The organism is Cytobacillus kochii (assembly GCF_020171845.1).
In the GTDB taxonomy this organism is placed as follows: Bacteria; Bacillota; Bacilli; order Bacillales; family Cytobacillaceae; genus Cytobacillus; species Cytobacillus kochii.
Genome location: NZ_JAIVAM010000002.1, coordinates 385,553 through 398,479, shown reverse-complemented (window position 1 = coordinate 398,479; position 12,927 = coordinate 385,553). Strand labels below are relative to the sequence as shown.

Sequence of the window (12,927 nt, the reverse complement as noted above, 5' to 3'; positions counted from 1 at the left end):
TTATGATTCGGTCATCCTGTTTATTAATCTAGTAGTATTCCTTTGGAAGAAGTTAATCAAGGATCTATCTCAATACCCCCTTATATTCAATTACTGTTATCAAATTTTATACAGCCTCCTCTTGAGTGCGAACCAAGTATTTTACCTTCCGTTAGAACTCATAGACTAACAATCTTTATAGCAATAAATTATAATAAAAAGAGCAGAGGGATTCTTAACTACCCTTCCGATGGATTAAAAAATGTAAAAACCAGACAATGAATTGTTGTAAATCTATTAAGACCCAAATTAAACTACCTACATCAGTAAACGACAAATAAAATCCACTTAAACTTATCTACTTCTGATAAGAAAGAAATTTATTACAGCATCTATGGAGGTTAACCAATGACTGACTATACCGTTCCAACACACAGGGATATCACCTTTAACGAGTACAAGGGTATATTTGAAAAGTACAAAAATAATAATGATACTCGTGAAATAACTTTTCAAAACGAATTAGTTAAGCCCTTCATCAGGGGTGTACGTAATGACCTTGATGTTGAAAGCTGTGACACAAAGTTACGAACCGATAAACATGACTACCTACAATACTGTGGTACATACTTAGATAGAAACGGAATAGAAAAGGCAGCTACACCCGACTTGGTAATAACTAAAAAGTGGAATTGGCTTAACAGGGAATACAGCCTTGACTATCGGGCAGTTGTAGAGGTTAAGTCACCTTTTGCAAAAAAGGATATTATGTACAACAAGAACTACAAAAATTATGATGAGCATCTGAGTAAAGAGATGAAACGTCATTTATCTGCTACAATAAATAATAAAGTAATCCTGACAGACTCTTTAAAGTGGGAGTTTTACAAAAGAAGTGGAGGTGGTAACGAATTAATACCGATTCGAACAATTGAATTGTATAATTTAATCGACGGAAGAGGTCACTGGAAGTGGGATAGTGTTGACTCGTTCAATAGTCTCAAATACTACTTAAAGGATTTTCTTGGTAGTTGAGTGTCACAAGAGCTCGTCTAACAAAAAACATTTAGAACACACCTTGATATGTTTTTTAATCATATTAAGGGGCATTTATTCGTCCTTTTGCGTTTGGTCTGGCAGCAAAACGAATTATCTATAATAGACAAATAATTATCACATCAGGTAGCTAAATTTAAAATTAAGGAGGAAAAAGGAATGCCTATTGCAGAAATCTTGAAAAGAAACCTAGCTAAAATCGTTAAAGAATTCAAGGATTTACATCAGCAACTTGTTAAAAATTTGGAGAGATTCCAATTGAACAAGAGAGAAAAGGAATATCAACAAGATCAAGAAATAATAGAGCGATTAACAAGAAGGGATTAACACAGTTTCATATTGATACACTCCCGGCTAGGACTCTTTTATCGTTATAACTTATCATAAACTTTGGATCTTTAAACCGTTATAAACTACATCTTTCTTCTATTAATAACCCCTTGTTTTGACTAATGGCAAAACCGGGCCAATTTCATCGTTATAAACTGCAACTTTCCATAAACTTTGGATTGATTCTCCGTTATAAACTTTATTTTTCTCTTTATTTCAGCTATTTGTTTTGACTAAAGACAAAAACAAACAACAGAAAACTGGCACCTCTCCATATCCTATAGAGATGTTTATTGTCCTGGGAGATTCGTTAATAGATCAATTGCTTAATTGTGATACATCCTTTGTATAGGGTTATGATTCGGTCATCCTGATTTGTTAAATTCAAATCGTACTATTAACAGCTTGGACGAGTTTCGAGTTGAAAATATTATAATTCCTAATGATAGCCTCCAAAGAATTCATACAAGAGCTTTTGTGTTTTGACTAATGGCAAAACTCGTAACGACACCCCGCTAAGTTTTGCAGTTTTTCTTAAACTTTGGATCGATCCTCCGTAATAGACTGCAACTTTTTTGCTGGGAGTCAATAAAAGTATTATTAATTCGTGGTTTGTCTATAAATTATTTGCCGAAAGTCAAAACTGGGGCAATTCCATCGTTATAAACTGCAACTTTTCGTAAACTTTGGATTGATTCTAAGTTATAAACCGCAGTTTTGGTCGGGATTTTCAATGTGGTTTAACTCAACAAGCTATTGTAAAACACTTTTTGTTATAGAAAATTTGATATCCTTCAAAGCAGCATGCTATAGTAGAAATAAGAAAACCCCGTGCTGCTAACACGGAGTAATCATATGTAGCTTGCTCGAAGTGAGAAGCTATTCAATTAAATAATTTAAAGAGAAATCACCCTTCAGCTTTGTCCGAGCGTTTCGGGGTGGTTTTTTCTTTAAATTTACTACACTCACACCTATATCACTCTTAATCTCCCCTACATTTTCTAATTAATTTGAATAATCCACATGGTCCATACTCCATCCGGTTTAACTCCTTTACAATTCTTTCGTTTTTCTCTCGGAGTTTCCTCGAGCGATTACTTTCCGATATTTTGGGGATTCTTACGTTTGCTCTTTTATATTTTTTATTGCTTTCATTTTTTAGATTGCTATAGTTATTGCGTCTAGTACTTTTAGTAGAACTAAACCACTTCTCTCCCTCCTTTTTCGCCACATCAGGAGAGTGCTTATTAAATTGTAAATTCATACTGGAATGAATCTGTTGGACTTGATCTAAGGAGTAACCCAGTTGCTTGCAAGCCAAGAGCAAAAACCCTAATGCTTGCTCTTCATCCATCCTTCTTTTAGTGAGTTCTTGGTCTGTCATATCGCATCACCTTCCTTTTATCTTTTACATAGTAATTTTCAAATCTATTAAGTATTGTCTTAACTAAGTCCTCATTCTTCCTTTATCACAGAATAGATTTCCTATTGTAATCCATCGTATCGTACAGGTAAAGAACGGGTGCCCTTCAAATTCCTTCTGTTATATTTTAAATTACAAGGAAATGCTTTTTACTACGATTACAATTAGCTTATCTACTTCATACAATGTATAGGGTTATGATTCGGTCATCCTGTTTTTCGTTACATCTTTGTCAACTTCTCAACTTGTTCTAACTATATTGATTACTAAGCACCGGTTGGCACCTACAAAAAGAATTAATTTCTATTTGCAATCTATGATATATAGATGCTTTTCTCACCCCTGCTTTCAGTTCTAGTTCCAGCCTTCAACGTATTTAGAGTAGAGTCCAAACCTTGGTGGTTTAACTTTTTTATGCTAAGCATTACTTAAATAAATGCCACTATCAGACTATCTTTAAAGGAACACTCAACACTTTTACAACTTTCAAAATGTGTTGATACCCTGTAAGACAGATTCCTACTAAATCACGATTTTTTGATGAAAAAGTATCAACACCCTTATCTGAAAATAGCTATCTAGTCCTAGAGAAGTGTTGACCACTAAAGTTAAAATACAAGATACTCATGAAATCTACATTCTTCACTTTTACACACACTCAAAAGGTTATATACTAGGATTATAAGATAAATAATCATACTATTCTTATGTAGTTAGGTTGAACACTACATGAATTCGTTTAATAATGTTCTGAGTTACAATCAAGGAGGATGTAGAATGACTATCGGACAAGAATTGAAAAGGAACCTATGCAAAAGTTATAGTAACAGTAAAGAGTTACATCAAAAATTCCTAATGAATTTAGAGAGTTATCAACAAAATGATAAGGAAAAAGAGTATCAGCAGTTACAAGCAAGTTTTGACAAGTTGTTGAAACGTCTATAACATCCTCATACTTATTATTGTGAAGCTAATCAGTTTAAATTAAAATAAAAGGTCAAAGATCCAGACAGGCAAAATAGGCAGTTCAATCATTTTCCTCTTCGGAAAAGGGAATGATTTCCCCATTAGGGTATTCTTTTACCCACTGTCCATTCTTAATATAAACTTCGTATCTTCCTTTCGCCCTAGCTTGGGCTCTGGCCATCTCACCTGTAAGTTTTATCCACTTATCTAAATGAGCGTATTTTCGACCCGGGTTATTTATTTTTTCCGTGTTGAAAGTTTTATGTGTATCATTATTATGATCTGTCACGTATATCCTCCTCTTTGTTTTAATTCTACCCTATAGAATTTTCTAATTAATCCTCTGACACAGACTGGTATCGCTCTGTAAAGCTCACATAGTTAAATCCAGCTCTTCCACCGTATATTATTCATTTTTTTGTCATCCTACACAATCCCTTCTGGTATTTGGATTTTCTATTGACTATAAACAATGGAAGCATTAAAAAAACTCGCATTCCTTATCGAATACGAGTTTTTAAAAATTCTATTCTAATTCCTGAATGAAAGCCACTTCCGTCCACTTATATCACCATTACTTCCCTATTACATTTCTTGAATTATAAAGAAACCGACAGTATTAATCAAGTCTTTTCAGGTCTATACCTACAATGTTGATAGCCTAATTATAATATTATGAACAACTTTCTATAAAGACCTAAGTTCTCCAGGGAACCTCGCCCTATCAAATACATCTTCAGCAGTAATATGGGAAAATATCATTTCGCCGTTTGGCTCTTCCCAAATGTCATCGACTAAAATTGCATATTCATTAACATCCTTTAATTTCTAATTCTTTATCTGTTTCAATTATTGTACCGTTCTAATCATTTCTTATAATCCTTAATCATAGTTTCGATCTAGAGTAGGCACGATAATAGAGGAAAAGATAAGACTGTAAGAGATACTTGAACACCCAGCAGGCTGAAGGTGGATGAGAAAAAATAAACTGAATAGAGGTTGAAAACCGTTGGATTTATAGAATTAGGAAAACTATTAAAACTAACTGAAGTTGTTATTAATAAAAGGATTGAGGAAGTACAGAACATTGTAGCAATTGTAAGACGATATTGGACAGAGAAAAAAACGGAGAAAGAGGAAATCCAACGGATTATATCATGGTTTAGACCTCTCTGTTGTGCCTTTTTTATTAATAAACGATAACTTATGGATATCTCCCAGCTACACAATAAAGCTAAATATAACAATTATAGGATAGCATTTTATTTCATACTTTTAGCTTAATTCCTATTAAATTTTCCAGAACCAGAAAGTGATTATACGCATGGTTGAGCCATTTCTCATTCATACAGTATTTCTACAAGGAACAATTCTTGGTGCATAATTGAGTTAAATATAACAATTATAGGGCGAGATAGAGACTAAAACACATAGGAAATGTAGCAATTGTAGGATGTTATTACAGTTAGGAAACAAACTTAATAGAGATTGGAAATACGCATGATCCCTTATTGAACAAGGGATTGGATAGATATTGAACATAACCAAAAGACTGGACCCGTATTGGTTCCAGCCCAAATTTTTATTCCCTTTACTACCAATGAATATATTCCTCATCATTTAACTCGAAAGATTTAAGGAAAATTTCAAGTATTTGTTGTGCAGTTTGATCTCCGCCACAGTGTTCAGGTGAAATACTTACAGTTATTAAATCCCAACACCCTTCATCATCATACTGCTTAAATCGCTCCAACTGCTTTTTGATGAACTCGTCACTATAACGAAAGGGATTGCTATTATAATTATTCTCAATAGATTGATAGGCATGTAAGTTGAAAAAATCCAGGTCTAAATCCAAAATAAAACTTTGATTTTCTGGACTAAAGAATTCCATCCGATGCTCATGTTCAAACTGATTTAGAGTATAAGAGTGAAAAACTTCACCTGGAGGTCTAACATAGTCGCCTATCATATACACATCTTTAATAGTGCCCGTCCCTTGGCTCGCTCTTATAAATTCAAAAATATCAAGTTTTTCCCCAATATTGAGAGCATCTTGTTCCGTTTTCAACTCTGTTATTTCCTCAATAGGCTCAAAATAATCATCGTGAAAATCAACATGTAATAATCTTGCTTTTGGTTCTATTTTTTTATTAAGTCTACTTATTTCCCAAGCTGAAAAAGCCCAATTATGATCACGCATTATGTAGATATTTCGTTTAGGGTACGCTATTTTCCAAGTACCATCCATATCATTAACTTTCTTCATCCTTACCCCTCCTCAAAAAACAGAATATCACACTATTGTCTTATTTCGTCCTACTTCTCATCATTTCCTTCTTCTACTATATCTCCCTGTTAAATAGTTGGAATTTTTCCGAATTCCCCCTCAATCCCTTATCTCTCAAGGCTTCCACCCTCTTATCTCGACTTTTTCTTCCATCAATTATGTTATTAAGTTCTTCCCCAAAACCCCCATTTTTGTCCTCTTTTCTCCGCTCAATCTCCAAGCTTTAAAAGCAAGCCGCACCCACCTTTCTGAGGTAGCACCTCGATAATGTTTACGTCATAATAGTATTTTCAGATGCTTTTTACCCCCACAACACTTTCACTATGGATTATCTAATATACAGGGTAAGCAATTAATACTGAATTAAAATACACTTCAAGAAATATGTCTTTAATTTCAAGTTCCTTCATCTGATTAGCAATGGTTTTTCTGTTTATTATTTATAACGGTCATTATAGTTGGTAAAAATATAAATTGTATCTTTATGATGAATGAAGTCACCGCCTTACGGGAGTAAATGATGAATAGTTTGAGTTCGTTAAGACAGACAAGAAGTATTATGAATCTATTAGTTGGGATCATCCACCGGAAAAGCACCGTCAAACTTTCAGAATTGGAATTTGAGCAAAAGAACTGGAACCGAAGCATGAATTGTATTGACTTAAAAAAGTAATTGGAAGAGGACTGAAAAACCATCCGAATACATACGCTAATACAACTTGAGTTTTCCAAAAGCGAAGGAAAGAAGAAGTGTTGATGAAGCAAGAACGATGCCATATTGATTTCATGGCAACTTTGAAAATACTATCAAAGTTTAAAAAATGACAGGAAACGCTTTGGTTGCCCGTTATATGGTTTGTATTAATTCGCTACATGCTAGATAGTCTTTTTTTCACTATAATTCCTATTAAATTATCATGTGTGGTTTAAAAACTACTCTAGTCCTCGTGATTATAAGAGATAGGAATGCTCTAATCATTGGGAATGAATAGGCGAAGTTGACGACCCATCTTACGGACTAAAAATTATGATGTAGCAGATGTGGATAAGGAAAATTGAATTACCCCGAGAAAGTTAGGTGGTTATTTTGAACGAAAAATAAAAATACCATAATTTTTTGAAACTTATAAACATCCTTCATCGTATTACTAATAAAAGGAGGAATTTTTACATGAAAAAAAGCTTTATAATACTAATAGCAGTTCTATCCATACTCATCATAACAGCTTGTAGCAACAGCGGCAATTTATCGGGAAAAACGTTCGATGTTAGTGTGGTTTCATCACCTAACACTCCTGATAAATATGACTCTATAATGACATTAGAATTTACAGATGGAAAGGTAATTACTGATGCTATTGATGGCGAAGAAGGAACATATGAGCTGAAAGATGATGAACTTGTGATTCAGTTTGAAAATGAGAATGAATCTTTAGAAATAGAATTTACACTAAAAGAAAGTGATAAAGACTTTAGCGAGTATTCAGCAGAGATCAGTGATTCAGATTTCCAAATTGAGGATTCTGAGCAAGTAAGTAAATATAAAAATATCTACACGAATTTATCACATTCTCACGTTGAATTTATTGAAAGATAAAAAATATCAATAATGGACTTCAGTCTTTTTAAGAGCTTTCAGAACCCCCGGCTCTCCAAAGTCAGGATAAATGTCAATGACAGTAAAATAAGAAGCAATTCTATCTCTAGTCAAGTTCGAATCTTTTTTAATATAACTAAAAAGAAAAAATTCCAGCAATTGCACCTTGATTGCTGGAATTTTTTGAATGATGAAGACATAAGTAAATTTACCTCTTTTTCTTACTACTCTAATTCCGGATCAGTTTTAACTGGACTTACGTATTTATATAAAGTACCTACGTAATTTGCTCTAAGCATACCGTTGCTTAATTCTTCAAAGTTCCTTACGTATAAATATCCACGATACTCTCCTCTAGTATGCCAAATTTTATCTGGGAACGATACCAATCCTCTGTCGAAATCTCTAATTGGTTTGTCAATATGAGTAGCTGCTCTTATAGAATTGGCACTTTGTAATTCCACATTATCACCATCAAGCTCGTCTGCACTAGCTCCTTGACTAACTAGAATAATAGAGCCAAACGTCAGCAGAAATGTAAAAGCTAAAATTTTAGTTAAAAATTTCATTACTTATCCTCCTTAACTTTAGCAGGTATCGGAATAGGCCCTTGAGAATTGTATAAATACCCTTCATACATGAAAAGTCCTCCACCTACATTTCTAGCAGATACGTACCCCTCGAAGGACGCTCTATATTTAGTTGTTTGTATATACACCGTGCGTCCTTGATATGCAACCGGTCCGAATTCATGCCAAATTCTTGTAACCGGTGCCCATTCTGGATTAACTTCGCCTTCCTTTTCAACAGCCACACTTTCTTCTGCAAATACTGGATTTCCAAATGCGGAGAAACATAATAACGTAGAAAACATTAAAACAAACACCTTTTTTTTCATTTATTCATCCTCCATTCCTATTAATATAGTAACTACACTCCACTAATGTGGTAATTACTACCTATTATTATATCGGAAAATTATTTTAATTCAAACAAGATATTATAGTTTTTTTATTCTAACTTATCAAACTATAATGTTCCTCTACTAAATTTTGATAAATGGGTACAAATATACATAGTAAGAGTAAGCGTAAAAAAGGTTCTTTCCAAAGCTAGTCGAATTTACGTGATTCAAGCAGTAATAATTTATTCCGTAGAAGTTCAAAATTGCTTCTGCCATACATGACATGATGCGTTTGTTTGTTTTTAACTTGTTCATACTTCCATCAGCTACTCCGATATTATAGGAGAACGTAAATGCATTTTGGACTGTATCCATCTCCTTTTTTATTCCGTTCGAAAACTATTTAATTCACTTAATTCAAGATTTTCTGCCTCCGCTATCCATGCTGGTAAAAATTCTTTCTTTCTAATCTCATTAAAATTCCAAGCCAAGTCATTCAATTTTTTCTAACAATAGATATTTGCGGAAGGCATTTCATGCTTTTCTTCACTCTTACTATCATCCTTTTTTACCTTTTCCCTTAGATCGGTCTTAAATGCCTAAGAAAGAGCCAGGAATAAGATCAGAAATAATCCCAATTAAGTGCCAGAGTAAAAGCCCGAAAGCCAATCGTGATAAGACATCAAGGAGATTAGAAGTATAATATATAAAGCCTCTTGATGTTTTTGGTTTTAATCAAGGGACTTATCTTTAATATTAGTTATTCTAAACATATGAATCTGAATTACCTGATGTATTTCAATATAAAATTTCTTTTTTATATTTGCCTTTCTTAGCACCTTCCATAACCTTACTACTTCAACCGCTTTACTCATGTCTTGGATAACTTGCTCTACCCTACGTAAACGAAATTCTTGTTCGGATTCCCAAGCCTCATTAATAAATGCTTTGGTTTTCGGCATCTTATCTAATTTTTGCCCTAATAACGCTCTTTCACCTATTGCATCCCCAATGCTTTTAACTGTTTCCCTCTTTGGTTTTACATTCCGGTTTCTAAGTTCCCATGTTGCCTTCTGAACCCTATCTAAAATTTATTGATCTCGTTTCTCCCAATCTATCCGTTTATTTTCTCTATTTCCTTTTAGTAGTTTAGGTGAATTATTATGTAACCATTCTTTATCATTTCTATACAAGTAGGCATACGTTGACGGCTTTTTGTTTCTCAGTTTTGTTTTAGATAGATTCGGATAATCTTGTTACAATTGCAACCATGCTTTATGGTGATATACCATTGAATCAGCTTTATCTACATTCAAAAATTCCGTAGATTTAGATTCATTTACGTCTGCATTTGCATATTTAACCACCGTATTAGGATCAACATGTAGCCTACGAGCTATTTCCCGATAACTTAATTTCTCCTCAACCAATACACTAAGCTCCTTTTTCCAAAGGTAACCAAAGTTCATTATTCTGGTATATCTAAAACGATCTACTCCATTCTGCTCTTGACCTTTTCTAGTATAGGTAAAATCACAATGTTTACAAGAAAACTTATCAATAGGCTGTTTCGTTCTCTCACAGCTTCTAATCGGACTTCCTGAATAACATCTTTCTTGTAATTTGGACAAACTATGTTTAAACAGGGCCACTTTGGTTTTCCAAAAGGTTCAACCTCTAATGGAGTTTTTCGGAAAACTTCATTAACTTCTAATCCAAGAAAATTAAGTAATAGAATATGATAATAGGGATGAAATGATTTTCGATGTTTTCTTGTAATTGAGGCCAACCATAATTTTGTGGATTCCATCCCAACATCTATGTCTTTAAGAAATTCATCTAAATAATATTCCTGAAAAGCCCTTTTTGAAGATTTTACCGTTCTTTTCATAATTGATTTATTTATTGTTTACCTTTGCATCAATTTTTCACCATATCTATTATCTGTCACATATATCCATTTTCTTTTTTAATTCTCCATTATAAACTTCCAAGTGATACTTCAATAAAAATCAAAGAAAAATACATGAACAAAATTTACATACCAATCTTAATTAAATCCTCGGTGGTCTTTTACTATTTCTAATGATAAATTCAAGTTCTTTGTAGACTGGTTATGAATTACAAAAGTAAGAACTTTCTTTGTTTATTATAGATATTTTTGGTAACACATAATTGCTCATCCTTTATTGGACTATACCCATTTTATCTTATATCTCCAATATTATTAGTCTATTAACTCTTTATTCTCACTTTCTTCTACTATATCCCCCTGTTACTTTCTCCTTCCCTCACCAATCTCCCCTCAACCCCTTATCCCCCAAGGCTTCACTCACTCTTTTACGCCTAAAGGCAATGTTATTAAGTTCTTCCCCAAAACCCCCATTTTTGTCCTCTTTTCTCCGCTCTGGATTGTATAGAATATTCGGACAATGTTAAAGAGTTCGTACCGAACAGAGAGAAGAATCAAGAGAAAAGAAAGGAAATATAGCAATTGTAGGATGGTGTTACATTTAGGAAACAAACTAAATAGAGATTGGAAATCCTACGGATTTAGAAATTGAAAAGGCTATTGAAACCCTTATTGGACAAAGGATTGGTGGGTTATTGGAAACATAGAAAAAGACTGGACCACTATTGGATCCAGCCTGAAATATAATTAATTTTACGATTGAAAAATGATTGAGTACATATTCGCCTGCTCTTTTTTTCCTCCACACTCTTCCCTCTAATATACCAACTATTTAGCAGTGGATACCGACATTTTAGCAGAGGGAAGAGGATTTTAGCAGGGAGACAATTTCCCTCCTGCTTTCTCTTTTCCTTCATCGTACCACAGTCTCTCTTAAACAACGAAAAACTATTTCCTATATCTTTGGATCTTACCAAATTGTTATTCCCTTTAACTTTTTAACTCCAGATTGACAAGATTTTTAAAATATATTTCTATTTCCTATCAAATGGAAATTAAAGATGAGAAAATACTATTAACTAAAACATTGAGGTGATTTTGTGAAAAAAGTATACTTTCATCCACAGAGAAAAAAGCTAAATCATATGCCCGTATTTACTGATTCCTACCACCACGAAGCCATAACTTACTTTTTAAGGGTTGCTGAAACTTTAGAGCCCCAACTTGTAGAAGATTTAGATTCAATTATTCCGTTATATTCAGAAACTGAAAAAACTCATGAACAACAGAGAAATTCCTCACGCAGCTTTATAGATAATTGGGATATTTTTGAAAAGGAGCGTAGCAATTCTCATTTAATTGAGTTAAAAAATGCTATTGTAGCATGGGCTAAAAAATATAGTTTATTTCAACAACAAGGAGATAACAAAACGTTTTTAGAAATTGCATTATGGGCAATCCCAGATAGACGTGATCATGAACAAGATATTGAGGATCGGAAGAAGTTTTATGAACGAATCGGCACTAAGGTGCCAGCACACATTTATGTTTGGTCCATCACAAATGTTATTTACTTTGAAGATGAATCAGAAGCAACTGGGGATAAACTTCGCCCAGATAAAGTTTTTCCATTCGTTTTTACTCCAGCCCTAGATAATTTACATGAGTTTAATGTACTTAATCTTGAACCTGAAGCCAATGATTATGAGAATGTTCTTGTAAACTATGATATGGATGTTCGATTTGCATTAAAAGGGGATAGAGAAAATGTAAAAGGATACATTATCGGAGAGGGGTGGGACCCGAGAATAGAAACTTGGACTGAATTTGAAGAGTCTGTTGATAGAGCTTATAAGAAATACAAAGAGTTATATCAGTTACGTACCAAATTATATATGGAGAAACATGGGTATATAGAGGGAAAACAAAAAAGAAATAAAGATCACTTCGAATGGCTGGTAAGATTTCAAATTCAAGAATGGAGTGTAAAGGAGATCGCAGATTATTATAGCAAAGGTAACATAATAATTGCTGAAGACACAATCAGAAAAGCGTTAGTCAGTACCGCTGATTTGATAGGCTTAGAGCTGAGATGAATGTATTAACATTGCATGGAATGTAGCTTACCCTGACCACATGCAAAAGGTTTTTCAATAGAGTGTCGTAAAGTAAATAAAATTTACAGCGGTAAGTAAGTTTCGAACTTAAAGAAAATCCGAAGACTTACTGGGAAAATTTTCGGAGAGACACTTGAAACCTCCTAAATATGGAATTGACTATATTTCTACTTTTAAATATCTAAGTTACTGTAATTTATGATATAAAGACTCCGTGCTAGTAACACGAAGTCTCCAGTAGTATTATCGAAGCGAGAGGCTACTCAATTACAAGTTTTGTATAAAGAAACTACCCTTAGCTTTTGGTCGAGCGATTCGGGGTGGTTTTTTTCTTTTGATAGCTATTTTTTACT

At 33.5% G+C, this 12,927-nt stretch carries 10 protein-coding genes and 1 pseudogene; 5 read left to right on the top strand and 6 right to left on the bottom strand.

Translation table 11 applies throughout. The features are described 5' to 3' along the window. The first annotated feature begins 387 nt into the window (after positions 1–387). Together LCM23_RS02890 and LCM23_RS02885 are read left to right on the top strand one after the other, a co-directional pair. On the top strand, positions 388–1,014 hold the full coding sequence (locus LCM23_RS02890) for a hypothetical protein (protein WP_224935528.1): 627 nt from the start codon (positions 388–390) through the stop codon (positions 1,012–1,014). A gap of 180 nt (positions 1,015–1,194) precedes the next feature. Next, the gene (locus LCM23_RS02885) at positions 1,195–1,362 is read left to right on the top strand and encodes a hypothetical protein (RefSeq protein WP_224935526.1); all 168 of its coding nucleotides are present in this window, start codon (positions 1,195–1,197) and stop codon (positions 1,360–1,362) included. 985 nt (positions 1,363–2,347) lie between these two features. On the opposite strand, the gene LCM23_RS02880 is transcribed toward LCM23_RS02885, so the two are convergent. Continuing rightward, positions 2,348–2,749 carry a hypothetical protein gene (locus LCM23_RS02880; protein ID WP_224935524.1) on the bottom strand — a complete coding sequence of 134 codons (402 nt, stop codon included), beginning with the start codon at positions 2,747–2,749 and terminating at the stop codon, positions 2,348–2,350. Between the two features lie 816 nt (positions 2,750–3,565). On the opposite strand from LCM23_RS02880, the gene LCM23_RS02875 reads away from it, so the two are divergent. Beyond that, positions 3,566–3,733 carry a hypothetical protein gene (locus tag LCM23_RS02875; protein WP_161629289.1) on the top strand — a complete coding sequence of 56 codons (168 nt, stop codon included), beginning with the start codon at positions 3,566–3,568 and terminating at the stop codon, positions 3,731–3,733. A gap of 82 nt (positions 3,734–3,815) precedes the next feature. On the opposite strand, the gene LCM23_RS02870 is transcribed toward LCM23_RS02875, so the two are convergent. Together LCM23_RS02870 and LCM23_RS02865 are read right to left on the bottom strand one after the other, a co-directional pair. Next, on the bottom strand, positions 3,816–4,043 hold the full coding sequence (locus tag LCM23_RS02870; protein WP_051388439.1) for a hypothetical protein: 228 nt from the start codon (positions 4,041–4,043) through the stop codon (positions 3,816–3,818). Between the two features lie 1,305 nt (positions 4,044–5,348). Beyond that, positions 5,349–6,023 carry a UPF0489 family protein gene (locus LCM23_RS02865; RefSeq protein ID WP_102415843.1) on the bottom strand — a complete coding sequence of 225 codons (675 nt, stop codon included), beginning with the start codon at positions 6,021–6,023 and terminating at the stop codon, positions 5,349–5,351. Between the two features lie 1,192 nt (positions 6,024–7,215). On the opposite strand from LCM23_RS02865, the gene LCM23_RS02860 reads away from it, so the two are divergent. Further along, entirely contained in the window at positions 7,216–7,641 is a 426-nt protein-coding gene (locus tag LCM23_RS02860) for a hypothetical protein (protein WP_224935522.1), read from the top strand. Between the two features lie 224 nt (positions 7,642–7,865). Here the strand turns inward: LCM23_RS02860 and LCM23_RS02855 are convergent, their stop codons facing one another. The 3 genes and pseudogenes from LCM23_RS02855 to LCM23_RS02845 all read right to left on the bottom strand — a co-directional run bounded on the left by LCM23_RS02855 (position 7,866) and on the right by LCM23_RS02845 (position 10,355). Beyond that, a complete protein-coding gene (locus LCM23_RS02855; RefSeq protein ID WP_224935520.1) occupies positions 7,866–8,210 on the bottom strand; it encodes a hypothetical protein in 345 nt (114 codons plus the stop codon). Continuing rightward, positions 8,210–8,539, bottom strand: a complete 330-nt coding sequence (locus LCM23_RS02850; protein WP_224935518.1) for a hypothetical protein — start codon at positions 8,537–8,539, stop codon at positions 8,210–8,212. Before LCM23_RS02850 ends, LCM23_RS02855 begins: the two co-directional genes overlap by 1 nt. A 1,097-nt stretch (positions 8,540–9,636) precedes the next feature. Next, a pseudogene (locus tag LCM23_RS02845) lies at positions 9,637–10,355 on the bottom strand (TnsD family Tn7-like transposition protein). Between the two features lie 1,202 nt (positions 10,356–11,557). Here LCM23_RS02845 and LCM23_RS02840 point away from each other — a divergent pair. Further along, positions 11,558–12,553 (top strand): hypothetical protein, encoded by a 996-nt coding sequence (locus LCM23_RS02840; protein WP_224935516.1) that lies wholly within the window; start codon positions 11,558–11,560, stop codon positions 12,551–12,553. Positions 12,554–12,927 lie beyond the last annotated feature (374 nt).

Excerpts from the sequence above, each read along its gene's own strand:
- LCM23_RS02890 (WP_224935528.1), top strand. The coding sequence starts at position 388 with ATGACTGACTATACCGTTCCAACACACAGGGATATCACCTTTAACGAG.
- LCM23_RS02885 (WP_224935526.1), top strand. The coding sequence starts at position 1,195 with ATGCCTATTGCAGAAATCTTGAAAAGAAACCTAGCTAAAATCGTTAAA.
- LCM23_RS02880 (WP_224935524.1), bottom strand. The coding sequence starts at position 2,749 with ATGACAGACCAAGAACTCACTAAAAGAAGGATGGATGAAGAGCAAGCA.
- LCM23_RS02875 (WP_161629289.1), top strand. The coding sequence starts at position 3,566 with ATGACTATCGGACAAGAATTGAAAAGGAACCTATGCAAAAGTTATAGT.
- LCM23_RS02865 (WP_102415843.1), bottom strand. The coding sequence starts at position 6,023 with ATGAAGAAAGTTAATGATATGGATGGTACTTGGAAAATAGCGTACCCT.
- LCM23_RS02860 (WP_224935522.1), top strand. The coding sequence starts at position 7,216 with ATGAAAAAAAGCTTTATAATACTAATAGCAGTTCTATCCATACTCATC.
- LCM23_RS02855 (WP_224935520.1), bottom strand. The coding sequence starts at position 8,210 with ATGAAATTTTTAACTAAAATTTTAGCTTTTACATTTCTGCTGACGTTT.
- LCM23_RS02850 (WP_224935518.1), bottom strand. The coding sequence starts at position 8,539 with ATGAAAAAAAAGGTGTTTGTTTTAATGTTTTCTACGTTATTATGTTTC.